Source organism: Gordonia ajococcus (assembly GCF_012974285.1).
Taxonomy (GTDB): domain Bacteria; phylum Actinomycetota; class Actinomycetes; order Mycobacteriales; family Mycobacteriaceae; genus Gordonia; species Gordonia amicalis.
Genome location: NZ_CP052884.1, coordinates 2,092,220 through 2,116,329, shown reverse-complemented (window position 1 = coordinate 2,116,329; position 24,110 = coordinate 2,092,220). Strand labels below are relative to the sequence as shown.

At 66.2% G+C, this 24,110-nt stretch carries 22 protein-coding genes, 4 pseudogenes and 1 other annotated feature; of the genes and pseudogenes, 18 read left to right on the top strand and 8 right to left on the bottom strand.

What is annotated here, in order from left to right; translation table 11 throughout:
- The 4 genes from GAA2_RS09695 to GAA2_RS09675 form a co-directional block, all read right to left on the bottom strand.
- Window positions 1-1,944, bottom strand: a complete 1,944-nt coding sequence (locus GAA2_RS09695) for a fumarate reductase/succinate dehydrogenase flavoprotein subunit (RefSeq protein ID WP_006437315.1) — start codon at window positions 1,942-1,944, stop codon at window positions 1-3.
- Between the two features lie 57 nt (window positions 1,945-2,001).
- Window positions 2,002-2,826, bottom strand: coding sequence for a hypothetical protein (locus GAA2_RS09690; RefSeq protein ID WP_191834922.1), 825 nt, complete (start codon window positions 2,824-2,826; stop codon window positions 2,002-2,004).
- Window positions 2,823-3,113, bottom strand: coding sequence for a hypothetical protein (locus GAA2_RS09685; protein WP_191834921.1), 291 nt, complete (start codon window positions 3,111-3,113; stop codon window positions 2,823-2,825). Before GAA2_RS09685 ends, GAA2_RS09690 begins: the two co-directional genes overlap by 4 nt.
- A gap of 387 nt (window positions 3,114-3,500) precedes the next feature.
- Complete coding sequence (locus GAA2_RS09675; protein WP_191834920.1) at window positions 3,501-4,484, bottom strand: glycoside hydrolase family 43 protein; 984 nt, start codon at window positions 4,482-4,484, stop codon at window positions 3,501-3,503.
- A gap of 222 nt (window positions 4,485-4,706) precedes the next feature.
- Between GAA2_RS09675 and GAA2_RS09670 the strand changes: the two are divergent.
- The 3 genes and pseudogenes from GAA2_RS09670 to GAA2_RS09660 form a co-directional block, all read left to right on the top strand.
- Window positions 4,707-5,390 (top strand): annotated as a pseudogene (locus tag GAA2_RS09670) (DUF222 domain-containing protein); the annotation flags it as partial.
- Between the two features lie 53 nt (window positions 5,391-5,443).
- Window positions 5,444-6,744, top strand: a protein-coding gene (locus GAA2_RS09665; protein ID WP_159406341.1) for an IS3 family transposase whose coding sequence is annotated in 2 segments (ribosomal slippage) — window positions 5,444-5,717 and window positions 5,717-6,744 — 1,302 coding nt in all. Because the reading frame shifts where the segments join, the coding sequence is not laid out codon by codon here.
- Window positions 5,716-5,847, top strand: a sequence feature (AL1L pseudoknot). (Overlaps the previous gene by 132 nt.)
- Before the next feature lie 4 nt (window positions 6,745-6,748).
- Window positions 6,749-7,661: pseudogene (locus GAA2_RS09660) on the top strand (DUF222 domain-containing protein); the annotation flags it as partial.
- A gap of 315 nt (window positions 7,662-7,976) precedes the next feature.
- Here the strand turns inward: GAA2_RS09660 and GAA2_RS09655 are convergent.
- A pseudogene (locus tag GAA2_RS09655) lies at window positions 7,977-8,588 on the bottom strand (DUF1214 domain-containing protein); the annotation flags it as partial.
- Window positions 8,589-8,633: 45 nt separating this feature from the next.
- Between GAA2_RS09655 and GAA2_RS09650 the strand changes: the two are divergent.
- Both GAA2_RS09650 and GAA2_RS09645 read left to right on the top strand, forming a co-directional pair.
- Window positions 8,634-8,924, top strand: a complete 291-nt coding sequence (locus GAA2_RS09650; protein ID WP_005195137.1) for a transposase — start codon at window positions 8,634-8,636, stop codon at window positions 8,922-8,924.
- Window positions 8,921-9,859: an IS3 family transposase gene (locus GAA2_RS09645; RefSeq protein WP_094601264.1), complete on the top strand. Its 939-nt coding sequence runs from the start codon at window positions 8,921-8,923 to the stop codon at window positions 9,857-9,859. Before GAA2_RS09650 ends, GAA2_RS09645 begins: the two co-directional genes overlap by 4 nt.
- A gap of 31 nt (window positions 9,860-9,890) precedes the next feature.
- On the opposite strand, the pseudogene GAA2_RS09640 reads toward GAA2_RS09645, so the two are convergent.
- Window positions 9,891-10,238 (bottom strand): annotated as a pseudogene (locus GAA2_RS09640) (DUF1254 domain-containing protein); the annotation flags it as partial.
- Window positions 10,239-10,409: 171 nt separating this feature from the next.
- Here GAA2_RS09640 and GAA2_RS09635 point away from each other — a divergent pair.
- The 3 genes from GAA2_RS09635 to GAA2_RS09625 are packed head-to-tail and all read left to right on the top strand — an operon-like array spanning window position 10,410 to window position 14,048.
- A complete protein-coding gene (locus tag GAA2_RS09635; protein WP_223121897.1) occupies window positions 10,410-11,471 on the top strand; it encodes a phosphate/phosphite/phosphonate ABC transporter substrate-binding protein in 1,062 nt (353 codons plus the stop codon).
- A 25-nt stretch (window positions 11,472-11,496) separates the two neighbouring features.
- Window positions 11,497-12,330, top strand: a complete 834-nt coding sequence (gene phnC, locus GAA2_RS09630; RefSeq protein WP_191834919.1) for a phosphonate ABC transporter ATP-binding protein — start codon at window positions 11,497-11,499, stop codon at window positions 12,328-12,330.
- A complete protein-coding gene (locus GAA2_RS09625; RefSeq protein ID WP_191834918.1) occupies window positions 12,324-14,048 on the top strand; it encodes a PhnE/PtxC family ABC transporter permease in 1,725 nt (574 codons plus the stop codon). The genes phnC and GAA2_RS09625 overlap by 7 nt, the downstream gene beginning before the upstream one ends.
- A gap of 53 nt (window positions 14,049-14,101) precedes the next feature.
- Here GAA2_RS09625 and phnF read toward each other — a convergent pair whose 3' ends face one another.
- Window positions 14,102-14,830, bottom strand: coding sequence for a phosphonate metabolism transcriptional regulator PhnF (gene phnF / locus GAA2_RS09620; RefSeq protein ID WP_248664727.1), 729 nt, complete (start codon window positions 14,828-14,830; stop codon window positions 14,102-14,104).
- A 215-nt stretch (window positions 14,831-15,045) separates the two neighbouring features.
- Between phnF and phnG the strand changes: the two genes are divergently transcribed.
- From phnG to phnN, 9 genes are read left to right on the top strand one after another with little or no spacing between them, the layout of a single operon-like run.
- Window positions 15,046-15,537: a phosphonate C-P lyase system protein PhnG gene (gene phnG, locus GAA2_RS09615; RefSeq protein ID WP_191834916.1), complete on the top strand. Its 492-nt coding sequence runs from the start codon at window positions 15,046-15,048 to the stop codon at window positions 15,535-15,537.
- A complete protein-coding gene (gene phnH / locus GAA2_RS09610; protein ID WP_159405652.1) occupies window positions 15,534-16,166 on the top strand; it encodes a phosphonate C-P lyase system protein PhnH in 633 nt (210 codons plus the stop codon). Before phnG ends, phnH begins: the two co-directional genes overlap by 4 nt.
- The gene (locus tag GAA2_RS09605; protein ID WP_159405651.1) at window positions 16,166-17,287 is read left to right on the top strand and encodes a carbon-phosphorus lyase complex subunit PhnI; all 1,122 of its coding nucleotides are present in this window, start codon (window positions 16,166-16,168) and stop codon (window positions 17,285-17,287) included. The genes phnH and GAA2_RS09605 overlap by 1 nt, the downstream gene beginning before the upstream one ends.
- Window positions 17,284-18,144: an alpha-D-ribose 1-methylphosphonate 5-phosphate C-P-lyase PhnJ gene (locus GAA2_RS09600; protein ID WP_159405650.1), complete on the top strand. Its 861-nt coding sequence runs from the start codon at window positions 17,284-17,286 to the stop codon at window positions 18,142-18,144. Before GAA2_RS09605 ends, GAA2_RS09600 begins: the two co-directional genes overlap by 4 nt.
- A complete protein-coding gene (gene phnK / locus GAA2_RS09595; RefSeq protein ID WP_159405649.1) occupies window positions 18,141-18,920 on the top strand; it encodes a phosphonate C-P lyase system protein PhnK in 780 nt (259 codons plus the stop codon). Before GAA2_RS09600 ends, phnK begins: the two co-directional genes overlap by 4 nt.
- Window positions 18,917-19,717: a phosphonate C-P lyase system protein PhnL gene (gene phnL / locus GAA2_RS09590; RefSeq protein ID WP_236577689.1), complete on the top strand. Its 801-nt coding sequence runs from the start codon at window positions 18,917-18,919 to the stop codon at window positions 19,715-19,717. The genes phnK and phnL overlap by 4 nt, the downstream gene beginning before the upstream one ends.
- A complete protein-coding gene (locus GAA2_RS09585; protein ID WP_159405648.1) occupies window positions 19,714-20,538 on the top strand; it encodes a DUF1045 domain-containing protein in 825 nt (274 codons plus the stop codon). Before phnL ends, GAA2_RS09585 begins: the two co-directional genes overlap by 4 nt.
- The gene (locus tag GAA2_RS09580) at window positions 20,535-21,713 is read left to right on the top strand and encodes an alpha-D-ribose 1-methylphosphonate 5-triphosphate diphosphatase (protein ID WP_159405647.1); all 1,179 of its coding nucleotides are present in this window, start codon (window positions 20,535-20,537) and stop codon (window positions 21,711-21,713) included. The genes GAA2_RS09585 and GAA2_RS09580 overlap by 4 nt, the downstream gene beginning before the upstream one ends.
- The gene (gene phnN, locus GAA2_RS09575; RefSeq protein ID WP_159405646.1) at window positions 21,710-22,276 is read left to right on the top strand and encodes a phosphonate metabolism protein/1,5-bisphosphokinase (PRPP-forming) PhnN; all 567 of its coding nucleotides are present in this window, start codon (window positions 21,710-21,712) and stop codon (window positions 22,274-22,276) included. Before GAA2_RS09580 ends, phnN begins: the two co-directional genes overlap by 4 nt.
- Window positions 22,277-22,345: 69 nt before the next feature.
- On the opposite strand, the gene GAA2_RS09570 is transcribed toward phnN, so the two are convergent.
- Complete coding sequence (locus GAA2_RS09570; RefSeq protein WP_159405645.1) at window positions 22,346-23,092, bottom strand: class I SAM-dependent methyltransferase; 747 nt, start codon at window positions 23,090-23,092, stop codon at window positions 22,346-22,348.
- A 210-nt stretch (window positions 23,093-23,302) separates the two neighbouring features.
- Here GAA2_RS09570 and GAA2_RS09565 point away from each other — a divergent pair, with 210 nt between their 5' ends.
- Window positions 23,303-23,902 (top strand): hypothetical protein, encoded by a 600-nt coding sequence (locus GAA2_RS09565; RefSeq protein WP_159405644.1) that lies wholly within the window; start codon window positions 23,303-23,305, stop codon window positions 23,900-23,902.
- The last annotated feature ends 208 nt before the right edge of the window (window positions 23,903-24,110 follow it).

The window sequence follows — 24,110 nt, the reverse complement described above, 5'->3', positions numbered from 1 at the left end:
TCAGTCCTCCGACTGTCCCTCGGCTCGCTCGCCTCCGGCGCCGGGGTGACCGGCGATCTCGGCGGCGGTGTAGTACTTCTCGATCTCTTCGAACTCGAAGAGCTCCAACAGATCGGGCCGCATCGGCTCTTGTTCTTTCTTGACGACCTCGACCTCCGGCACCGGGGAGCCGTCGCCGATGTCCGCGGTGCACACCAGCAGTGTGTTGCGCCAGTCCGAGTCCATCGACGGGTGGTCGTCGCGCGTGTGTCCGCCGCGACTCTCGGTACGCATGAGGGCCGCTTTTGCCACACACTCGCTGACCAGCAACATGTTCCGGAGGTCGATCGCCAGATGCCAGCCCGGGTTGAACTGCCGGTGACCTTCGACCTGCATGTCGCCGAGCCGGTTTCGAAGGTCGGCCAGAACTCGCAGCGCTTCCTGCATCTCGTCTTCCTTACGGATGATGCCCACGAGATCGTTCATCGCCTGCTGCAAATCCATGTGCAGCGTGTAGGGGTTTTCCGGTTTGCCGTCGGCCGGCGGATCGAACGGCGAGAGCGCGTATCTCGCCGCGCGGTCGATGTCGTCCTGGGCGATTCCGGGCCGGTTGCCCAGTGACTCGACATACGACGCCGCGCCGAGCCCGGCGCGTCGACCGAAGACCAGCAGGTCCGACAACGAGTTACCGCCCAACCGATTCGATCCGTGCATCCCCCCAGAGCACTCGCCGGCAGCGAACAGACCCGGTACCCGGGAGGCGCCGGTGTCCGGATCGACCTCGATCCCACCCATCACGTAGTGGCAGGTGGGGCCCACCTCCATCGGTTCGGCGGTGATGTCCACGTCGGCGAGCTCTTTGAACTGGTGATGCATCGACGGGAGTCTGCGGATGATCTCCTCGGCCGGCATCCGGGAGGCGATGTCGAGGTAGACGCCACCGTGTTCGGTTCCGCGACCGGCCTTGACCTCCTCGTTGATCGCCCGAGCGACCTCGTCACGTGGAAGCAGATCGGGCGTGCGGCGGGCAGAGTCGTTGTCGGCCAGCCACTCGTCGGCTTCATCCTCGGTCTCGGCATACTGCCCCTTGAACACCGGCGGGATGTAGTCGAACATGAACCGCTTGCCGTCGGTGTTCTTCAGGACTCCGCCGTCACCGCGGACGCCCTCGGTCACCAGGATGCCCTTCACGCTGGGCGGCCACACCATCCCGGTCGGATGGAACTGGACGAATTCCATGTTGATCAGGCTCGCGCCGGCGCGCAGGGCGAGAGCGTGGCCGTCGCCGGTGTACTCCCAGGAATTCGACGTCACCTTGAAGGATTTGCCGATCCCGCCGGTCGCGACCACCACGGCAGGCGCCTCGAACACGATGAACCGCCCGGACTCCCGCCAGTAACCGAACGCGCCGGCGATGGCGTCGCCGTCCTTGAGCAGCTCGGTGATGGTGCACTCGGCGAAGACCTTGATCCGTGACTCGTAGTCGCCGGTCGCCGCGAAGTCCTCCTGCTGCAGAGACACGATCTTCTGCTGCATCGTCCGGATGAGTTCCAGTCCGGTCCGGTCACCGACATGCGCCAGCCGCGGGTAGGTGTGACCGCCGAAGTTGCGCTGGGCGATTCGACCATCGGCGGTCCTGTCGAACAGCGCCCCATAGGTTTCCAGCTCCCACACACGATCGGGTGCTTCCTTGGCGTGGAGTTCGGCCATCCGCCAGTTGTTCAGGAACTTCCCGCCGCGCATCGTGTCCTGGAAGTGGGTCGCCCAGTTGTCCTTCGCGTTCGCGTTACCCATCGACGCCGCACAACCACCCTCGGCCATCACGGTGTGTGCCTTGCCGAACAGCGACTTGCACACCACGGCCACGGAATAGCCCTTTTCCCGGGCCTCGATGACCGCCCGCAGACCGGCACCACCCGCACCGATCACAACGACGTCGTACTGGTAGCGTTCCGGTTCGGTCATCTAGCGCGACTCCCAACTTTGAAAACGGTTGCACAACAGTGGTTGCGACTCAATCGATCAACCCACGAACCTCAGATCCGAGATGGTGTCGCTGGCCACCAACATGATGTAGAAATCGGTGAGCATCAACGTTCCGAGCGTGATCCAGGCGAACTGCATGTGCCGGGTGTTCAGTCTGGAGACCCGCGTCCAGATCCAGTACCTCACCGGATGTTTCGAGAAGTGCTTGAGCCGACCGCCGGTCACGTGACGGCACGAATGACACGACACCGTGTAGATCCAGAGCAACAGCACGTTGACCATGAGGATCACGTTGCCCAACCCGAAGCCGAAACCACCGCCCTTGCCGTGGAATGCGACGATGGCGTCGTAGGTGTTGATCACCGAGATGACGACGGCCACATAGAAGAAGTACCGGTGCGAGTTCTGGATGATCAGCGGAAGCCGTGTCTCCCCGGTGTACTTGGTATGGGGTTCGGCGACCGCACACGCGGGCGGCGACAGCCAGACCGACCGGTAGTAGGCCTTGCGGTAGTAGTAGCAGGTCAACCGGAATCCGAGCAGGAACGGCAGCGACAGGAACGCCAGCGGTATCCACATCGGCAACTCGGGGAAGGGCGTGCCGAAATGGCTCGACCCAGGGACGCACGACTCGCTCAGACACGGCGAGTAGAACGGCGTCAGGTAGTGATAATCCGCGACGTAGTAGGCGCTCCGGACAAACGACCGCACGGTCGCGTAGACGACGAAAGCCGCGAGGCCCACGACCGTCAGCAACGGCGACAACCACCATCGGTCGGTCCGTAGGGTTCGCACCGTCAGGCGCGCCCGTCTCGGGGAGAAGACCCCGAGTGACTCCCGCTCAGCCGCGGGGGCGCTCACTTCGTGCGCTCGCGCGAGTGGAAGCCGAGCCCTTCGTCTTGAGCGCCGAGCCACGCGGACTCGTCGGATTTGCTGTCGGGAACGTAGATGACCTGCTCCTTGGCCTTCACCTTGACCGGCTTGGGCGGGCTGTGTTCGAAGTCGTGCAGGTCGATCTCAAGGCGGTCGAGGTCGTTGGCCATCCGGCGAACCGCGTCGGTATCGCCGTAGTGCGCCCTCAGTCCGACGATGTGATGCCGCAGCGTGGTGATACTACGGTGCAGTTCTCTCATTTCGGCCATTATCATGGCGCTCCCTCCACAGCCTATGTGATATCCAACACAGTACCGGCAGGGTCGGTTCAGTCAACGGTTTCCGAGGATCGTGTCGCGTGGACGGGGAACGCGACGGTTCGCGCACTCCTGGCACTGACCCGCAACAGCGCGTGGCGCATACGATCTGACATGTCGCTCAATGTCGCCGAATCCTCGTCCTCGAGGGCGGTCAACGCGCGGCTGGCGACCGGTCTTCGTCGACTACCTCTGTCTGGCGCGGACGAACGCAACCGCGTTCAGCCCGACGGACGTCATGCCGCTCGCGCGCTGGATGAAGCCGGCGATGGCCGTGCAGGCCATGCTGTCGATAGTGATCCTCAGCCTCGTCGGCGCGAACGCCGTGAACCTGCTCGGGCAGGGTTAGACCGGTTCTCGGACCACGCCGAAGTGACGAACAGATCCCGAGAGTCCGGGGAGTTCCTTCAACGGCGTCCAGGTCCGCAGCCCGTCGCCACTGTCGGAGTAGAAGTACCGGCGGTCCCGATAGGCGTCGACATAGAGCCGCCAGTTGCCGTTCGGCAGCTGGACCACGGCAGACCCCTCGACCAGGCGACCCCACGGACCCGGAGCGACGAATCGGTACGGCCCCACCAGCGACCCGGATACCGCGTGTTCGATGACCTTCTTGGTCTCGTTCTTGGTGAACGCGTGATACGTCGCCCCGACCTTCACGACAGCGGTGTCGATACGGTCCGCCCCGAGGCCGAGGATCGGAACCGGCGGACTCCACAACCGAAGTCCCGGCTCGAGCGCGGTCATCAGATACGGAACGAATCCGCCACCCGTCGACATCGACAGGATCACGTTGACCCGGCCACCTTCGACGAACCACTCCGGCGCCCACGCCTTGGTGGTGAACGGCGACAACGACGGTCCGTCACTGGAGCCCGCCGATCCGAAACTCAGCGAGCCCGCCGACGACCCGGTGCCGTCACCCGTGCCGGGCAGGAAGGCACAGCACAACGGCACCGGGTAGTTGTGCATGAAGGTCCAGTTCACGCGGTCACGACTGCGCGCGAAGCCGATCGACGTCGAACCGGTGGTGTAGGTGACGTAGTACCAGCCGTCCGAACTCCGGAAGATACTCGGGTCACGCACCAGACCCGACGGTGGCTGGTAAGCCGACATGCGGATCGGCTGGAACCGGGTCGCGTCCGAGGACTGGTACACGTCCATGTGCTGGGCACTGGTGTTGGAGAACCCCACCATCGTGTACCGCCAGCTGTCCGGTGCCGCGTCTGCGGCACCCGGGGTGCCGACCAGCAGCGCCGAGAGTGCAAGGACCGCGATCACCAATGTGCCGACGCGGGACCGGCGAGTGAGGATTCGCTGGGGCAGCAACATTGCAGCAGTATCCGCGAAATCGACTGTGGTGTGAATGGCTTTCGCCGATACAACCACCGGCATTCGAGACACCCGGGGTGCCAACCAACGACCGGAGGCCCTTTACACCACACCCCCGACAATTCTCGTGCCGCCATCCAGCACCGAATTCTTCTGCACGGCAGAATAATTGCGTGTACAGTCGAACATGTATTCGAACCACGGATTCAGGGGGTGACCGTCATGACCGACATCGCATCTACTGATGTCGTCGACGAGCCCTCCCCTGCCGAGATGCCCGATTTGCTCGATGAACTCGACACGATCGTCGACAAGCTGCAGAACACCGGCTTCACCCAACTCTCCGATGCCGAGGTCGACGACGCCGGCATGCGCATCGAACGGGCCATCACCCGACTCACCTACACCGGTAACCAGCAGATCGTCGAAGCCGACCAGCGCGACCTGCCACGCAAGTCCGGCTACCGCAGCGTCATCGACTACATGAAACACCGGCTCCGCATCGCCTACCCCGGCAAACGACTCAAGCAAACCCGGGCCACCGCAACCTTTCCCGACCTCACCACCGGTGAACCCCTCGAACCCACGCACCCGACCCTGGCCGAGGCGTTCGCCAAAGGCCAAGTCGGTTCAGCTCACGTGCACGCCGTGATGGACGTGTTGGACCAGATCCCGCACGCCGTCGACCACGACGTCAAGGTCGCCGCCGAACGACAGATGACCGAGATCGCCGTCGACCACACCCCCGCCGACATCACCAACCTCGGCGCCCGACTGCTGGCCCACCTCGACCCCGACGGCACCCTCACCGACGACACCGACCGCAAACGGCGCCGCAACCTCTCGGTCAACCGGCAACGCGCCGACGGCACCGCCAAGATGACCGCCACCCTCACCCCCGAACTATGAATCACCCCAGGTTTGATGCCGCTTCCTTCTGAGTCAGGAAGGATGGGCACATGCCTAAGAAAATCGATCCGGAGGTCCGTTCGAGGGCCTTGCGGTTGCTGGAGGCCCACGGCGGCGAGTACACGTCGTTGACTGCCGCGGCCGAAGCGATCGCCAAGCAGGTCGGTGTCGGCGGGGAGACGGTACGTCGATGGGCCGTACAAGCCCAGATCGATGCCGGCGCCCGCTCCGGGACCACTACGAAGGAGTCCGCCGAGATCAAGCGCCTCAAGGCCGAGAACAAGCAGTTACGAGAAGACGTTGCCATTCTGAAAGCAGCGACAACTTTCTTCGCGGGGGAACTCGACCCCCGCAACCGATGATCGTGGCGTTCATAGATCAGATGCGCGCCAACGGGTTTGCGGTCGAGTCGATCTGCCGGGTCCTGCGTGGGCAGGGCTGCCAGATTGCCGCACGAACCTACCGGGCATGGCGATCACGCACGCCTGCCGCACGGACGGTCTCTGATGCCCACGTCGTCGATGCGGTGCGCACTGTCGTCTGGCGCACCGGTGACGACGGCCGGCGGAAGATGACTCCCGAGGGCCTCTACGGGCGGGTGAAGATGCGCGCCCATCTGCATCGCACAACTCTGCCTGGGGTGTCCTATGGTGCCGTTGATCGAGCGATGAAAGTGTTAGGCCACCAAGGAATTCGACGGTCGAAGGGAGTCCGAACGACCGTCAGATCCGCTGATGGTGTCCGCGCGGAGGATCTGTTGAACCGACAGTTCAGTGCTGCCGAACCGAACCGGGTTTGGGTGACCGATTTCACCTACTGCCGGACCTGGGCTGGGTGGGTGTATGTGGTGTTCATCATCGACGTGTTCTCCCGTCGAATCGTGGCATGGCATGCCTCGACATCGAAGTCGGTGGAGTTGGTGACAGTCCCGCTTCGGATGGCACTGTGGCAGCGCAATCGGGAAGGGCATCCGGTGAAAGCTGCTGAGCTTATTCATCATTCGGATGCCGGAAGTCAGTACACATCGGTTACACTGACTGAGCGTCTGCGACTCGAAGACATCGCAGCGTCGATCGGATCGGTCGGGGACGCCTACGACAACGCGCTGGCCGAGTCGGTGAACGGCTTGTACAAGACCGAGTGCATCCGGACCACGATCTTCCACTCCGGCCCGTACCGGACGATCTCCGACGTCGAGTTCGCGACCGCTGGTTGGGTCGACTGGTACAACAACAGCAGGTTGCACTCGAGTATTGGCCAGATTCCCCCGACCGAGTTCGAAACGCTCCACTACGCTGGCCTCGGCCCCGAGGACCAGCCCACATTGGAGGCGGCACAAAACCTGGGGTGATTCACTACTCGCACGCATCACCATGCTCCTCGCCGTGTGGGCAAAACCCGGCATGAACAACCCCGACGATCCCGGCTCCCCACACGGGTCGATCGACGACGCCGACCCCGACGCGGTGGCGGCCGCCGCCGAACGCGACGACCGCAGCCCCGCCCAGCTCAACCACGACGCCCTCAACGCCCTGCTCAAAGTGGTGTTCGAGGACGGACTCCTGGGTAAGAGTCACCGCGGACTCCCCGTGCAACTGATCGTCAAAGCCGACCTCAACGACCTCATCCGCGAAGCCGGGTTCGCCACCACCGCCACCGGCACCCTGATCCCCATCCCCGACCTGATCGACCTCGCCGCCGACGCCCAACCCTGGCTGGCCGTGTTCAAAGACGCCACCGCCGTCCCGCTCTACTTCGGGCGCGGCAAACGACTCGCCACCCGGGAACAACGCCTCGTCTCCTTCGCCCGACCCGACGGCGAGGCGTGCTCCACCCCCGACTGCGACCTAGCCGCCACCCACGTGGAAATGCATCACGCCCAACTCGATTGGGGCCTCGGCGGGCTCACCGACATCACCGACCTCACCCCGGCCTGCTCCAAACACAACCGCATGGTCGGCGATCAACCCGGCCAATACACCACCCACATGGTGCGGGAAGGACCCGACGAAGGCCGTTGCGCCTGGCGACTCAACACCCAACCAGGCGCACCCCCCAACTCCGAACGCATCAACCGGCGACCCGACATACCCCGCCGCTTCGCCGAACACCTTGAACAGGTGCGCACCGACATCCACGGACCCGAGCCGGCGTCCGGCGATCAACCACGCCTGCACCTACGCCAAATCATCGACCTACGCAACGCCTCCGACGCCGAAGCCACCCCTCGCCTCGATAATGCTCGCCGCCGCATACCCGCGCGTGTGAAGCAAGCGCGGCGAGGGACGGTTACCAGCCCTTCGAGGCTCGTCGCTAACGCTCCTCACACCTCAGGGAGCAGATGAGCACCCACCGCCAACACTCCTCACACCTCAGGGAGCAGATGAGCACCCACCGCCAACACTCCTCACACCTCAGGGAGCAGATGGGCACCCACCGCCAAAACTCCTCACACCTCAGAGATGGAGGGGGCACCTCATGGAGCGAAAATTCTTGCAACCGGGCCGAAGTCGAATCGGAGGTGCGTGGCCGCTGCGTCAGTCGATCACGTCATCGACGTCATTCCGGAGGGCGACCGACGGCTCAGGAATCGGCGACCGGCTTCAGGACCGGCGGAGTCCACGTGCCGTCGAGGACCTCGGGGCGCGGTCGATATAGGCGGATGAGGTAGTTCCAGCCCTCGGGCGTCACGATCGCGTTGGGCGGGACGTCACCGGTGGCGTCGGGGATGAACCGGACGGTGATCGAGCCGTCGCCGTTACGTACGCCGGTGACGCTGTTGACCGTGTAGAGGTCCTTCTCGTTGGGCTCGAAGAACCCCGCGGCGTTGTAGACCGACACCGACCAGAAGGCGTCGACCGGGATGTCGGCGAAGACGAGTTCGTAGTGCCCGGGACCGACGGCGGGGTCGACGCCGACATAGGTGGCCTCGGATGTCGGGAGCCCACCCCAGCCCGCCGCGCATCCGATGAGGTGGCGGACCGGGTCCACCTCTTCGCGGCTGCCGAAGGTGTGGTCGAAGGAGGTGAGCCCTTTCGCCAGCTCCAGCAGAGCATCTCGGGTCGCATCGAGACTTGCGGTGTCGTAGTCGGGGGACACGAACGGCTCCGACGAGCCCGGAAGGAGCGTCACCTGGTCCTGCAACCTCCCGACTTCGGCCACATCGACCACATCGGTCGGATCGACCAGGATCCGTGAGGTTCCCCCCGAACCGTAGAGGCATCGATAATGAGGAGCACGATGCCAGAGAAGCGGAAGAAGTACGACCGGGAGTTTCGTGATGGGGCGGTCCGGATCGTCGAGGAGACAGGTAAGCCGATCGCCCAGGTCGCTCGAGACCTGGGGGTCAACGAGGGCACCTTGGGTAACTGGGTCAACCGGGCGCGCGCCGAGCGGGAGGGCCGCGGCGAGCTGACCGTTGATGACGCTGCTGAGCTCAAACGGTTGCGTGACGAGGTCGCCGAGCTGCGCATGGAGCGTGATGTCCTCAAGCGATCAGTGGTCCTGTGGGTGAAGGAGGCGACGAAGTGAGCGTGGCACGCTTTATCGCCGACCAGAGGACCAGCTATCGGGTGCCACACGCGGTGTCCTGCCGGCTGCTCGGGGTCAGCGAGGCGTGGTTCTACAAATGGCATAAGCGGACCCAATCGCCGGGTGCGGCAACGGGTTTGCACACCACCCGCGACTATCGCCGGGACACCATCGACCGGGCCGTGGCGGTGGCGTTCGACAAGGCCCGCGGCCTGCACGGGTCACCGCGCCTGCATGCGGATCTGCGTGCTGACGGGTGGACGGTGACCGAGAAGACTGTCGCTGATTCGATGTGTCGTCAGGGCCTGGTCGCGCGGCGGATCCGCCGGCGCAACGGGCTGACCCGTCAGGACAAGACCGCCCCGAAGTTCCCCGATTTGTTGGGTCGCGATTTCACCGCACAGTGCCCCGATCAGCGGTGGGTCGGCGACATCACCGAGATCCCGACCGCGGCGGGCAAGCTGTATCTGGCCACGGTCATCGACCTCTACAGTCGCCGCCTGCTGGGGGCGGCCACCAGTCGTCACCCGGATGCAGCGTTGGCGTGTGCGGCGATCGAGATGGCGGTCGCCACGCGGGGCGGTATGCAGGCGATATGGCGTGATGACGATGCGCAGAAGCTGATTTTCCACACCGATCGTGGGTCGACGTACACCGCGAAACGGTTCACCAGGCTGTGCCAGAAGATGGGTATCCGGCAGTCGATGGGCCGGGTCGGATCGTGTTTCGACAACGCCGCAGCGGAGGCATTCTTCTCTTCTTTGGAGTGGGAAGTGTTGTCACGCAACGAGTTCCATACTATCATGGAGGCGCAGGCGGTCGTGTTGGAGTGGTGCTACGGCTTCTACAATCACCAGCGTCGCCACAGCGCGATCGGGATGATGAGTCCGGTCGACTACGAGAACACCGCAGTCACCGAGCCCGAAGCCGCATAGAGGAGTCCTCCACGATTCCGGGGGAACCACACCGTACGGCGACCAGGACGTAGCGCGATCCGTACACCTCCTGCGTCAGCGTGTGCTCGCCGGCCGCGTGCAGGACGTCACCGACGTAATGGTCCTCGTTCACGATCATCGCGGACACGTAGCGATCACCGGCGTCGGGCAGGGTGAGCACCGCCGGCGCCGCGAGATCGGCGACGGCGAAGCTGTACAGGGTGTCCCGATTGAGCCGGATCACCGTCTGTTCGTCGATGGCGGCGGGTTCTCGATTGTGGCGGAACCTGCCCACCCCACCGGCGGCCAACTGGATGTCGGCGAACATCCGATGCGTCTCCGCCCGAACGAAGTTGTCCACGTTCACATGGCCCGACATACGTTGTCTCCCTCTGTGAGTCCAGAGGAAAACAGTAGCGGGCGACACCGAATCCATCCCGCTTCGCCACTCAATGAAACCAACCTGTCTACACAACTAGACATGTTCCGAGCGCCTTCACCCAGATGACAGTTGCGGGTAGACAACCGTTCATCGGGCCATCGAACCCTGATGGCGTGCCCGGAAGGCGGCTCGCACACCTGCTGCTCACAGCCGCGTCTCCGCCACACGGATTCCCCCGACCGCCCTGGTCGTAGCCATCCCACCGCCTCGAAAGGCCTCCATCATGCGCGCCCGCAGCATCAAGACCCTGCTGTCCGTCGCCGTCGCCGGCGCACTTTCCGCCGCCGCACTACCGGTTGTTCGTCCACCGACTCCGCCTCCAGCGGCTGGGCCAAGGCCCCCGAGACCCTGGTCTTCGCCGCGGTCCCCGACAAGGCCGGCTCGGATGCCAACTGGAAGCCGATGCAGAACTACCTCGCCAAGACCACCGGTTACGAGGTCGAGTACTACCCCACGAGTGACTACACCGCGTTGGTCGCGGCACTCGTCGCAGGTAAGGCAGACGTCGGCGTCATGGGCGGCCTCCAGTACGTGATGGCCACCAACAAGGGTGCCGAGATCGAACCGGTCGCCGCGGGCCTCACTTCGCCGGACGCCGAGGACGCCGGGTACTTCTCGGAGGCCATCGTCGCGGCTGACTCGCCGATCGCCTCGCTGGCCGACGCCAAGGGCAAGTCGGTCTGCTTCGTCGACCCGAATTCGACCTCCGGCTTCCTCTTCGGGCTCAACGCCCTGTCCAAGGCGGGACTCGATGTGACGTCGACGGGCCAGGATGCCAACGGCCGACCCACCTTCGACGACTTCACTCCGTTCTTCGCCGGCAGCCACGACAAGTCTGCCCAGGCAGTCGCATCCAAGCAGTGCGACCTGGGATTCGCCGAGGACACCGTGGCCGCCGAAGGCGTCAAGAAGGGTCAGGTCAAGGTGATCAACCGCGAGTACGTGCCCGGCGGCCCGTTCACCGTCTCCTCCGCACTGCCGGCCGACGCGAAGACCAAGGTCACCGACGCATTGCGCGGCGCCACGGTGGAAGCCATCGCCGCGTCGGGGGTCCCGATGACCGACGGCTTCACGTCCAACTACTTCGGCGTACTCCCGGTGGACAAGCAGTACTTCACCCCGATCAGCGATCTCTGCACGAACATCGCCGCCGCGAAGTGCGCGTCCTGACCCGCTGAGTCGAAGGATCACGACCATGACCAACACGACGATCTCACCCACTGCGATCACGACGACGGTTGCACCACTCATCGAAGTGAACGGGGTCTGCAAGGATTTCGGCGCCACCCGCGCCCTGCACGACATCAACCTCACGGTCGCACGCGGTGAGATCGTCGTGTTGCTCGGCCTGTCCGGGTCCGGCAAGTCGACCCTGCTCCGCCATCTGGACGGGCTCGACTCACCCACCTCGGGAGCCGTATCGGTACTGGGCCGCACCCTCACCGAGAGCTCCTCGAGAGAGTTACGCGCACTGCGTGGCCGGATCGGGATGATCTTCCAGCAGTTCGAACTGGTCGGCCCGCTCACCGTCCTGGAGAACGTGCTCACCGGGGCGCTCGCGCAGCTGCGCGGTCCGCGCCTGGGACTGTGGACTTATCCGAAGTCCCTGCGGCGCAGGGCGCTCGGTCATCTCGATCGAGTCGGCTTGCTGCACAAGGCATATGAACGTGCCGACCAGCTGTCCGGTGGGCAGCAGCAACGCGTCGCGATCGCACGGGCACTGATGCAGGATCCCGAGATCCTGCTCGCCGACGAACCCGTGGCCAGCCTGGATCCCGACTCCAGCGCACAGGTCATGGCTCTCATCCGGGAGATCGCCGCAGACCGCGGACTGACGGTCGTCTGCAGTCTCCATCAGGTCGAACTCGCTCTCGAGTGGGCCGACCGGGTGGTCGGACTGCGCGCGGGAGAGGTCGTCCTGGACACGCCGACGGCCGAGTTGAGCCGCGAGCGGGCCATGACGATCTATCGCCAGGTCGGCGCCGAAACCGGTGAGAACGACCTCCGCATCCGGAGCGGCACGTGGTGACCGTCCTCGAGACCGCTCCACCAGAACCGGAGCAGTCGGCGCCCCGGCCGCCACGGCGGACCGGGCGCACCGTCGGCACGGTCGTGATCCTCGGGATGCTGGCGTTCGGTGTCTATTCGCTGAGCACTCTCGACTTCTCCTGGGCCAACATCGTGTCGAGCATCGACAACGCCCGCAAGGTGTTCTCGCTGATGGACCCGATCAGCCTGCCCGCCTGGGGTGAGCTCGCATATCTCATCGGGCTGACCTTGGGGATCGTGATCCTCGGGACGGTGATCGCCGCGATCATCTCCGTTCCGGTGGCCTGGGTGTCGGCATCGAACACCACCCCGTCCACCACATTGCGCTGGATGGGCCGGACCATCGGGGTGCTCACCCGCTCGGTGCCCGATGCCGTTCTCGCGTTGGCATTTTCGCTCGCTTTCGTACTGGGGAGTCCGCTGCCCGGCGTGCTGGCGATCGGCATCCACTCGATCGGCATGATCTCCAAGATGTTCGCCGATGCGATCGAACAGATCGACGACGGCCCCCGGCTGGCGATCCGAGCGACGGGAGGCAGTCGTGCACAGGAGTTCTGGTCGGGTGTCTTTCCTCAGGTGCTGCCGTCGTGGATCGCGACAACCCTGCACCGCTTCGACATCAACCTGCGAGGTTCGGCGATCCTCGGCTACGCGGGCGTCGGCGGACTCGGCTATGCGATGAAGATCGCGTTCGAGCAGTTTCCGCAGGGCTACGGACGCGGACTCGGGATCGCCGCGGTCATCTTCGTGTTGTGCGTCGTGTGCGAGATCATCTCCTCGACCATCCGGCGCAACCTCCTCGGCGTGGAACCTCGCGGTCGCCGGCTCGGTGACCGCGCCGTACGACTCGTCACCCGCGGCCGGCCGCGTCGCACCTCCACCGACGCCCCCTCCACCATCGCGATGACCGTCGACTCCATGACGCGTCAGCCGTGGACACGACGACGAATCCGCAACTGCGCCTGGACCGTCGGCGCGATCATGCTCGTGATCTCCAGCTACTGGATGGCCGACATCGACTTCGCCGACGTCAACTGGTCCCACATGTGGCCGTCGATCGCGAGTTTCTGGTCGCCCAGCACCGGTTCGTACACCTTCGGCGAGTTCGCCGATGCACTGCTGGTGACCGTGCAGGTCGCGTTCGCCGCGGCATTGCTGTCGCTCGTCGTCTCGCTTGCCGTCGGGTCCCTCGCGGCCCGCAACATCGCCCCCAATCCGGCTGTGCGCGGGACATTCCGAGTGCTGCTGGTGGTGTTCCGCGGGATACCCGAACTCGTGCTCGCGATCTTCCTGATCATGATCACCGGGCTCGGCAATCAGGCCGGTGTGGTGGCACTCGCCGTCGGCGGCATCGGACTTCTCGGCAAGCTGATCGCCGACTCCTGCGAGGAGGTCTCCCCCGGCCCCGAACGCGCCCTGACCGCAACCGGCGCGGCACGCGGCCAGCGCTACCTCGCGGCCACCTGGCCGCAGGCCCTGCCCTCGCTGATCGGCAACACCCTGTACCTGGTGGACTCGAACATCCGGGCAGCAACCATCCTCGGCATCGTCGGTGGCAGCGGCATCGGCTTCTACCTGATGAACGCCTCGACCTTGTCGTCGACGCATGGTCAGGTCACGACGCTGGTGATGATGATGGTCGTCACCGTTCTCATCGTGGAGGGCCTCGCCGCCTGGCTACGGCGGGTGTTCCGCTGACCGGTCAGATCAGGGTCGGGCAGTGCCCGGCGGGCTGAACCCCGGGCGGCGCCTCACCGCCCGGGGTCGACGTCGAGTTCGACCCGGTCCGCCGGGAAACGGGTGACCGCCAGTTGCAGCGGTGTGCCGTCCGGCAGCTGGTCGAGTCCTTCGACCGCCAAAACCACTGCACCCTCGAGCAATTGCAGATCGGCGACCTCGCTCGTCGTCGCATGGCGGGCCGCGATCGTCGTCGCACCGCGCACGTAGTCGTCGATTCCCTCGGCGCGCAGAGCCCCGGTCACGGACCCTTCGGCCTCGAAACGCCCGGCGAGGCCGGGTACGCGTTCGGCGTCGAACCAATTGGTGCTCAACGAGATCGGGAGACCGTCGACGGCGCGGACGATCTCCAGGCGCAGCGCCGGGCGGTCGTCGAGACCCAGTCGCGCCGCGACGGATGCCGGCGCGGGCACGGTCTCGGAGTCGAGCAGGCGCACAGTCGCACCCTTGGCCCGGCCACCGAGACTGTCGCTGAGACGCGTTCTCAGGCCGATCCGGTGGACCAGTACCTCGTGTTCGGCGACGAAGGTTCCGCTACCGCGCCGCGCGACGACCAGGCGGTCTGACGCGAGCGCGGCCACCGCCTGCCGCACGGTGTTGCGATTGACGCCGAAACGACTCGCGAGCTGCGACTCCGATGGCAACCGAGTGCCGGGCGAAAGTCCGCCGTCGACGATCTCGCCCCGAAGCTCGTCGGCGATGAGGCGCCACGTCGAGTAGCCACTGGGAGACCTGCTGTGCATGACCATGATGATCCCGAATGTACCGCCTGCGCAGGGGCTCGAAGCCGTTCACCAAGTGTTCACCGCACGGCGGCCACACCGCCATCCCACGTCACCGAGTTGGTGGCCGACACCGACCACCATCAAGTTGTCTACTGATCTAGACAACTACTGCAGAACCGCTCCACCCCCCCACCGACTCTCACCTCTCACCGAATCAACACACCGGAGGACCGATGACTGCGACGACACCTCGCACCGACGCGGACCCCGCGCTCACCCCGCGACAGAACTGGATGCGCACTCTGGCATCGGCACCCCCAGCCGAGGTGGACACCGCGTGGCAACAGTGGGAACCCAAACCCACCGTGCAGCAGATCCGCGGCCCCGAGGCCGGCCTGCTGATGCTCCGCGCCCGGATCGACTCGGTCGGCAACCGTTTCAACCTCGGTGAGGCCACGGTGACCCGCGCAACGGTCCGCCTCAGCGGGGGACCGCTGACCGCCGACGCCGTGGGCTCGGCCTACATCCTGGGCACCGACCTCGACCATGCCCGTGCCGCCGCATGTTTCGACGCTCTCCTCTGCGACGACACCCAGCGTCCACGGGTTCTCGCCGAGGTCATCGAACCGATGCGGAAGGCAGCCGAAGAGCGCGACACCACCCGCCGCGCCGAAGCCCGCAGCACACTCGTGGACTTCTTCAACATCTCCAGGGAGCACGAATGACCCCCACACCGCCGACCGTCTCCGCGGACACTCTCGTTCCCGCACCCGGTTTCGACGATCCGACCAGGGAATCCCAGGCGGCGTTCCGCGCCGTACTCGACGCCCTGGCACATCCCGGACGGCGATTCCCCGTCGCCGGCACACCTGCGGCCCCGCTGCCCCTCGGTCCCGCACTGGGGGCGCTCGCCCTGACCCTCCTCGACGACGACTGCACCGTCTGGCTCGCACCGGAACTGTCCTCGACACCGACGATCCGCACCTGGCTGACCTTCCACACCGGTGTCCGGCTGATCGACGACCCCGCCGAAGCCCAGTTCATCCTCGCCACCGATCCCGCGTCGATCCCGCGCCTCGACACCCTCGACGCCGGTACCGACGAGGCGCCACATCAGTCGGCGACAGTCCTGCTCGCCGTCCCCGCCGACGCACCGACGACCCGTTTCGCCGGACGCGGGCCGGGCATCGAGACCGCCCAGGCCGTCGAGGTGCCGACTGGGTTCGACGATTTCGCCGCGCAGTGGCACCGCAACACGACCCTCTTCCCCCGCGGCGTCGACCTCGTGCTCGTCACCGGGAACACCGTGGCCGGGCTGCCTCGCACGACTCGACTCGACCCCCAGGAGGTCTGATGTATGTAGCGGTGAAAGGCGGTGAACGCGCCATCGCCAACGCCCATGCCCTGCTGGCCAAGCAAGGACGCGGCGACGCCGGCCGGCCCGCGCTCGAGCCCGCCCAGATCGCCGATCAACTCGGCGTCCTGGTCTCCCGGGTGATGAGCGAGGGGTCGCTCTACGACCCCGAACTCGCGGGCCGCGCCATCGTGCAGGCCCAGGGCGATGCACTCGAGGCCATCACCCTGGTCCGGTCCTACCGGACCACTCTCCCCCGGTTCGGCTATTCCGAACCCGTCGACACCGCTTCCCTGCCGCCACAGCGTCGGGTGTCGGCCACGTTCAAGGATCTGCCCGGCGGGCAGCAGCTCGGCGCAACCTTCGACTACACGCATCGGTTGTTCATCGATCGCGACACCGACGGTCCGGAGGCGGCGACGCTCACCGAGGACGTCCACATGCCCCGGGTCACCGATCTTCTCGCCGGGGGCGACCTCATCGAGGACGCCGATCCGGACCCGCACGACCCCGAACCCGTGGACATCACCCGCGATCCGACCACGTTCCCGATGTCCCGAGCCGGTCGTCTGCAGGCCCTCGCACGCGGCGACGAAGGGTTCCTGCTGTCGCTGGGCTATTCCACTCAGCGCGGGTACGGCCGGACGCACCCATTCGCCGGCGAGATCCGCGTCGGCGAGGTCGAGGTCGAATTCGTCGCGCCCGAACTGGGATTCGCGGTTCCGCTGGGTCGTGTCGAGATCACCGAATGTCAGATGATCAACCAGTTCACCGGAAGTGCCGATTCACCCGCCCAGTTCACCCGTGGTTACGGACTGGCATTCGGTCGAGGTGAACGCAAGGCCATGTCGATGTCGCTGGTCGACCGGGCCCTGCGGACCGACGAGTTCGCCGAACGCATCGTCGCGCCCGCTCAGGACGAGGAGTTCGTCATCAGTCACGCCGACAACGTGGCCGCGACGGGCTTCGTCGAGCATCTGAAACTCCCGCACTACGTGGACTTCCAGGCCGAGCTCGTCCTCGTCCGGCAGCTCCACGACGACTTCCGCCGTCGGGTGGCGCGCGTCGCCGACGACCCGGCCGACACATCCACCCGTGAGCTCGACCCGGAGGCATCATGAGCGTCACATCCATCGGCTACAACATCGGCTATCTGGATGAACAGACCAAGCGGATGATTCGTCGTTCGCTGTTGAAAGCGGTTGCCGTGCCGGGCTTCCAGGTCCCGTTCGCCTCGCGAGAGGTGCCGATGCCGCGTGGCTGGGGCACCGGCGGCGTCCAGGTGACCGCGGCGGTTCTCGGCGGCGACGACGTGTTGAAGGTCATCGACCAGGGTGCCGACGACACCACCAATGCGGTATCCATCCGGACCTTCTTCGCCGAGGTGTCCGGCGTCGCCACCACCACCGTCACCGAGGACGCCACGGTCATCCAGACCCGGCACCGCATCCCCGAGACCCCGTTGCGCGCCGGACAGATCCTCGTCTACCAGGTGCCCATCCCCGAGCCGCTGCGGTTCCTCGAGCCCCGGGAAACCGAGACCAGCAGGCTTCATGCCCTAGAGGACTACGGGCTGATGTACGTCAAGCTCTACGAGGACATCGCCTCCTTCGGGCACATCGCCACCACCTACGACTACCCGGTACTGGTCAACGGCCGATATCTCATGTCGCCCTCGCCGATTCCCAGCTTCGACAATCCCAAGATGCACATGAACCCGGCGCTGCAGCTCTTCGGCGCCGGCCGCGAGAAGCGGATCTACGCCGTCCCGCCGTTCACCTCGGTGGAGAGCCTGGGCTTCGAGGACCATCCGTTCGAACCGCAACGTTTCGACCGGCCGTGCGCCATCTGCGGATCCGTCGGGGTCTACCTCGACGAGGTGATCACCGACGACTCCGGCACCGCCATGTTCGTGTGCTCCGACACCGATCACTGTGAACGCAACGCCATCCGAACCGACGAGGAGGTCGGAGCATGAACGACGACGCACCCCTGTTGACCGTCCGCGGGGCCGGGCATCGCTACGGACATCGGTATGGTTGCCGCGACGTCGATTTCGACCTGTGGCCGGGCGAGGTCCTGGCCGTCGTCGGCGAATCGGGCTCGGGCAAGTCGACGTTGCTCGGCACGCTGTCGCAGCGACTGTCGCTGTCGGAGGGCGAGATCCACTATCGTCTGGCCGACGGCGAGGTCGTCGACCTCGCCGCGCTCAGCGAGAGCGCGGTACGGCACCTGTGGCGCACCGAATGGGGCTTCGTCCATCAGAACCCCGCCGACGGCCTGCGCATGCACGTCAGCGCCGGCGGCAACATCGGGGAACCGCTCATGGCCACCGGGCACCGCCACTACGGCCGGATCCGGCACACCGCGGCCCAGTGGCTGGAACGGGTGGAGATCCCCGTGGACCGCATCGACGACGCGCCGGCCGACTTCTCCGGCGGGATGCGCCAGCGTCTGCAGATCGCCCGCAATCTGGTCGTCGCCCCGCGGTTGGTGTTCATGGACGAACCGACCAGCGGTCTCGACGTCTCCGTGCAGGCCCGGTTGCTGGACCTGCTCCGCCGGCTCGTCGCCGATCTCGGGCTGGCCGTCGTGATCGTGACGCACGATCTGGCGGTCGCACGGTTGCTGTCGCATCGCACGGTGGTCATGAAGGACGGCCGCGTCGTCGAATCAGGGCTCACCGACCGCGTTCTCGACGACCCCCATGCTCCTTACACCCAACTCCTCGTCTCGTCGATCCTGCAAGGATGACCATGCTCCCCACCACCGAAAGCCGTTCCTCGGCAACGTCTTCGGACCCATCCGGACGCGGCGTCGCCGTTCTCGACGTGTCCGGAGTCGACAAACGATTCGTCATGCATCTGCAGGGCGGGGTCGAGCTCCCGGTGCTGACCGGACTCGAATTCCAGGTGTTCGCCGGCGAATGTGTCGTCCTCGACGGTGCGTCCGGTGCCGGCAAGAGTTCGATCCTGAAGATGGTCTACGGCAACTACGGCGTGGACCGCGGCCGGATCGTGCTGCACACCGGTCGGGGAACCGTGGATCTCGCCGGGGTCGACCCCCGCGAGATCCTCACCGCGCGACGTGATCAGGTCGGCTACGTCAGCCAGTTCCTGCGCTGCGTCCCGCGGGTCCCGACCCTCCAGGTCGTCGCCGAACCGCTCCTCGAGCGCGGCGTCGACGCCACCGTCGCCGAAGAGCGGGCCGCCGCTCTGTTGACCCGTCTCAGCATCCCCGAACGTCTCTGGGGATTGCCGCCGGCCACCTTCTCCGGCGGCGAACAGCAACGGGTCAACATCGCGCGCGGGTTCCTCCCGGACCTGCCGTTGCTCCTCCTCGACGAGCCGACGGCATCCCTGGATGCCCACAACCGCGACGTGGTGATCGACCTGCTCCGCGAGAAGTGTTCCCGCGGAACCGCAATGCTCGGCATCTTCCATGACGCACACGTCCGTGAAGCCGTCGCCGACCGACTGATCGACGTCGCCTCCTTCACCCCGCCAGCGGGCGGTGTCGGTTCGTCACCGATCGCGGGTACCGCGAGATGACCGTGTGGCGTGCCGCGGTCTACGCGGCACCGGGATTCGGCCGGGGGTCCTCGGAGGCCGACGCGCGCGCGGCCCGGCTCCGGGAACATGCCGAGAAGTGGCTGGGTCGCGCGATCGACGGCCGCGCCGTACCGCCGTGTGCGCCCAGCGGGTGGGTGCGCGACGAGGTCGACGCGATCACCGTCGCCGCACGTTCGTACGGTTTCCACGGGACACTGAAGCCGCCGTTCCGTCTCGCCGCCGGCCGGTCGCTGGACGAGTTGGCCTGCGCGGTGGCCGATCTGGCGGCACGCACCCCGGCCGTGTCGATCCCTCGTCTGCGTCTGGGCCGGCTCGAATCGTTCTTCGCGCTGGTTCCGGGGGTCGATGACCAGCCGTTGCGCTCGGTGGCCGACGCAGTCGTCACCGGTCTCGACACGTTCCGTGCGCCGTTGACCGACGAGGATCGTGCGCGCCGAAACCCCGACGCGCTGACGCCGAGACAACGAGAGCTCCTCGAGCGCTGGGGTTATCCGTACGTACTGGACGAGTTCCGCTTCCACCTCACGCTTACCGACCGGATTCCCGACGACCGGCGGTCGGAAGTCGGTGGGGTGTTGCAGTCGTGGTTCGCCGATGTACTCGGCCACGACATCCCCCTCGACGTGTTGACGGTGCTGATCCAGGAGACACCGGGCGCACCGTTTCGTCTTCATTCGGTTCATCCCATGACCTTCGGGACGGCACGGCCGGAACCCGTCGCACCTGCATCCCGTCATCCCGGCGCGAGCGCCCAGACAGCCCAGACAGCCCAGACAGCCCAGAGAGGAATCACACGATGAGCAGCGAAACGGTCCTCTCCAACGCCCGGATCGTCCTCGACGATCAGATCCTGCACGGCAGCGTTCTGATCCGGGACGGCGTGATCGCCGACATCAGTCCGCAGCGCTCCGCTCCGTCGGCCGGAGAAGACCTCGACGGCGACTACCTGATTCCCGGTGTGGTCGAGGTCCACACCGATCACCTCGAGTACCACTTCGCACCGCGACCGGGTGTCTTCTGGGATCCGTTGCCCGCGGTGCTGGCCCACGACGCCCAGATGGCCGCGGCCGGCGCCACCACGGTCCTCGACGCCGTCCGCATCGGTTCCGAGTCGGAGTCGGCCGACCGGGCCGCGACCGCCGCGCATCGCCTCGCCGATGCGGTGACGCAGGCGGCCGACGCCGGGCTGCTGCGTGCCGACCACGCGATCCATCTCCGCTGCGAGGTGTCGGCCGCCGACTGCGTCGATGCCTTCAGCCGATTCGCCGACGACCCCCACGTCCGACTCGCCTCGTTGATGGACCATGCGCCGGGGCAGCGACAGTTCGCCGATGTCGAGCAGTTCAAGAAGTACTACTCGGGCAAGCATCTGATCGCACTCGAGGACATGGACAGCTACATCGCCGAACGGGTCGAACAGTCCGAGCGATATGCCGACCTGAACCGGAAGACGATCGCCACACTCGCGGCCGAACGGGGGATCACGCTCGCCGCACACGACGACGCCACCGTCGAACACGTCGAGGAGTCGATCGGCCTGGGAGTGCACATCTCCGAGTTCCCGACCACGATCGTCGCGGCCGAGAGTGCCACCCGCCACGGTCTCCGGGTGGTGATGGGGGCTCCCAACATCGCGCGCGGTGGAAGCCAGTCCGGCAACGTGGCCGCCAGCGACCTCCTGGAACGCGGGCTTCTGCACATCCTGTCGTCGGACTACGTACCGGCGAGCCCACTGCAGGCGGTGTTCCAGCTCGCCGCCGAGGGCTCGCTCGACCTGGTGGCGGGCGTGAAACTGGTGAGCGGCAACCCCGCACGCGCCGTCGGCTTCGACGACCGCGGCGAGATCGCGGTGAACAAGCGTGCCGATCTGGTGCGGGTGCGTCCGCATTCGTCGTCGCCCACGCCACGTCATCCCCGCGGCGTGGACGTCCCCGTCGTCCGAGGCGTCTACCGAGCCGGGACCCGCGTGACGTGAGCACGCCACTCGGTCCCGGCGCGTTCGTCGCGGTGGTGGGCGCCAGCGGCGTCGGCAAGGACTCGCTGATGGACTACGCCACCGAGCGCTGCGACGCGTATTTTCCGCGGCGGGTGATCACCCGGCCCGCCGGCCCCGGCGAGGATCATCGGCCGGTCACCGACGCGGAGTTCGACGCAGCCTGTGCACGTCGAGACTTCGCGGCGCACTGGGTGGCGCATGGCCTGCGCTACGGGATTCCGGCCGATATCGACGACACGGTGCGGAGCGGCCGGGTCGCGGTGGTGAACGTTTCGCGATCCGTCATCGACGAGTTGGCGACCAGGTACGCGCGGCTGGTGGTCGTCCGGGTGACCGTCTCCGACGACGTCCGGGAGCGCCGCCTGCGGGGTCGAGGACGAGAGTCCGATAGCGACGTGACGGCGCGCCTGTCCCGTCCCGACCCGGCGCCACATCGTCCGGGCGACGTCGTCATCGTCAACGACGGCTCGGTGGCCGACGGAGGTGAGCAGTTGGTTCGCGTTCTCCGAACGCTGGGGGCGAAATCCGTGTCGAGGCTGTGATCCGTACCGGAACTTCACCATCCTGCTGCGGGTATACGGCCGTCGGCCGCCGACTGACCCAGCCCGGGCTCATACCGTCCCGCGAGCGGCCCACGCGGTGGCCGAGACGGTGAACGGCCCGTCGCCCAGACGACCACGCGCGACCGTTTCGAGTTCGGTTCGGGCACCGGCGCCGAGCGTCGTCACGTACTCGCCCGCAGGACCGACGCCGAGAGTGTAGGGCTCCCACCACTCCGGAAAGGTCGGGTGCACCACGTCGACGGTGATCGGTTCCTCGGTGACGTTCCGCAGCCCGGCCGTCTCGAACAGTTCGGTGAGGTGACCGCGGTGGGCGCCGGAGAGGAGCGCCTCGTCCTGGGCGTCGGGATCGAGAACGTGCACCGCATCCCAGAAGGGCGCGAGCGCTCCGCTGGGTCCGTCCCACACACATGCCGCGACGATCCCCTCCGGCCGGGTCACCCGCGCCATCTGCGTGATGCCGCGAACCGGGTCGGTCATGAAGTGGACCACCAACTGCGCGAGGGCGTGGGTGAATTCGTCGGCGTCGTACGGCAATTCCTCGGCCGTCCCACGACGCACGTCGACATCGGGGAATCGCTGGTGGATCGCGTCGACGAACGGCGGGGACGGATCGATCGCGGTGACTGCGGCCCCTCGCGACAGCACATGGGCGGTCAGCGCCCCCGGGCCACACCCGACGTCGAGGACACGCGCGTCGGCACCGACCTCCGCGAAGGTCGCGAAGACCTCGGCGAGAGGGTCGGCATAACGGCCCATGAAGCGCCCGTAGGCGTCGGGCGGGACGACGAAACCCACTCGTCCATGGTAGGACGCGGTGTGATCGGGGTCACCGTTGTCATCCGTTCGTACCAATGGCCGCGGGACAGAGCACACATGGTCGTGAGCCGATGCAAGAATCACACCGCTTGAACCCGACAATGCGCTCGGACCGGCAGCAGACGGCCTGAATGTGGTCACCGGAGGCGACGGCGACCTGTCGCCACGCAGACGAAGTGGAGATCAACGATGAGACGTTTCCGCCTTCTCAGCGTCACGACGTTGGCTGTCGCGATGCTCACGGTGTCGTTCGGCACCGCTCACGGAACGCCCGCGCCGGCGGCGCCGTCACATCTGTCGGTGGCATCCGCGGACGGCACATCCATCTCCTCCGCCCTGAAGAACGCCACATTCGTCGCCGCCGGCGACGAGATCCGCGTCGTCGATCTCAACGGCCGAACGCTCGAGCGTGTCGCCCTGGCACTCCCGCTGAACGGGGTGAATGTGCCGTTACAGACGCGGGTCAGCGCAGATCGCACCCAGGCGACCTTCACCCCGCTCCTCACACCGGAGGCCCGGGCAGCGATCGCCGCCGGTGTCCGCCCGGCGTCGGCGAAGAAGGACCGCGCATATCAGCAGATGATCTGGCACATCACCAACGGCTGGAACCGCGGTGGCAACGTGACGACCGCGGTCGGCGCGCTCGCCGGTCTGATCATCGGCTGTCTGGTCATCGTCGGATGCATCTGGGGCGCCGGGGTCGGCGCCGCCATCGGTGCGGCCATCGGTATCGGCAACGGCGATCCCGCTGCCGCCCAGTCGATCCTGAATTGGATCAACACCCCATGACCGAGGGGTAGAACCCCCTCGATTCCGGATGCGGCCTTCCCCCGCCGTCCCGGAGTTCCCCCAGGAAGATCCCTCGCGCCCTCCCCCGACAGAAACGCGCGAGGGATCTTCTTTCCGAGAGACTACTTTACAAACCATCGGTTTTGTCTAGACAACGTACATTGTCTCGGTTAGTGTCTAGTGCGGCAAGTCACAGTCCTTCTCGTGA

Excerpts from the sequence above, each read along its gene's own strand:
- GAA2_RS09585 (WP_159405648.1), top strand. The coding sequence starts at position 19,714 with ATGACCGTGTGGCGTGCCGCGGTCTACGCGGCACCGGGATTCGGCCGG.
- GAA2_RS09675 (WP_191834920.1), bottom strand. The coding sequence starts at position 4,484 with ATGTTGCTGCCCCAGCGAATCCTCACTCGCCGGTCCCGCGTCGGCACA.
- phnL (WP_236577689.1), top strand. The coding sequence starts at position 18,917 with ATGACCATGCTCCCCACCACCGAAAGCCGTTCCTCGGCAACGTCTTCG.
- GAA2_RS09635 (WP_223121897.1), top strand. The coding sequence starts at position 10,410 with ATGGCGTGCCCGGAAGGCGGCTCGCACACCTGCTGCTCACAGCCGCGT.
- phnC (WP_191834919.1), top strand. The coding sequence starts at position 11,497 with ATGACCAACACGACGATCTCACCCACTGCGATCACGACGACGGTTGCA.
- GAA2_RS09605 (WP_159405651.1), top strand. The coding sequence starts at position 16,166 with ATGTATGTAGCGGTGAAAGGCGGTGAACGCGCCATCGCCAACGCCCAT.
- phnF (WP_248664727.1), bottom strand. The coding sequence starts at position 14,830 with ATGCACAGCAGGTCTCCCAGTGGCTACTCGACGTGGCGCCTCATCGCC.
- GAA2_RS09650 (WP_005195137.1), top strand. The coding sequence starts at position 8,634 with ATGCCAGAGAAGCGGAAGAAGTACGACCGGGAGTTTCGTGATGGGGCG.
- phnK (WP_159405649.1), top strand. The coding sequence starts at position 18,141 with ATGAACGACGACGCACCCCTGTTGACCGTCCGCGGGGCCGGGCATCGC.
- GAA2_RS09580 (WP_159405647.1), top strand. The coding sequence starts at position 20,535 with ATGAGCAGCGAAACGGTCCTCTCCAACGCCCGGATCGTCCTCGACGAT.
- phnH (WP_159405652.1), top strand. The coding sequence starts at position 15,534 with ATGACCCCCACACCGCCGACCGTCTCCGCGGACACTCTCGTTCCCGCA.
- GAA2_RS09600 (WP_159405650.1), top strand. The coding sequence starts at position 17,284 with ATGAGCGTCACATCCATCGGCTACAACATCGGCTATCTGGATGAACAG.
- phnG (WP_191834916.1), top strand. The coding sequence starts at position 15,046 with ATGACTGCGACGACACCTCGCACCGACGCGGACCCCGCGCTCACCCCG.
- GAA2_RS09685 (WP_191834921.1), bottom strand. The coding sequence starts at position 3,113 with ATGATAATGGCCGAAATGAGAGAACTGCACCGTAGTATCACCACGCTG.
- GAA2_RS09565 (WP_159405644.1), top strand. The coding sequence starts at position 23,303 with ATGAGACGTTTCCGCCTTCTCAGCGTCACGACGTTGGCTGTCGCGATG.
- GAA2_RS09695 (WP_006437315.1), bottom strand. The coding sequence starts at position 1,944 with ATGACCGAACCGGAACGCTACCAGTACGACGTCGTTGTGATCGGTGCG.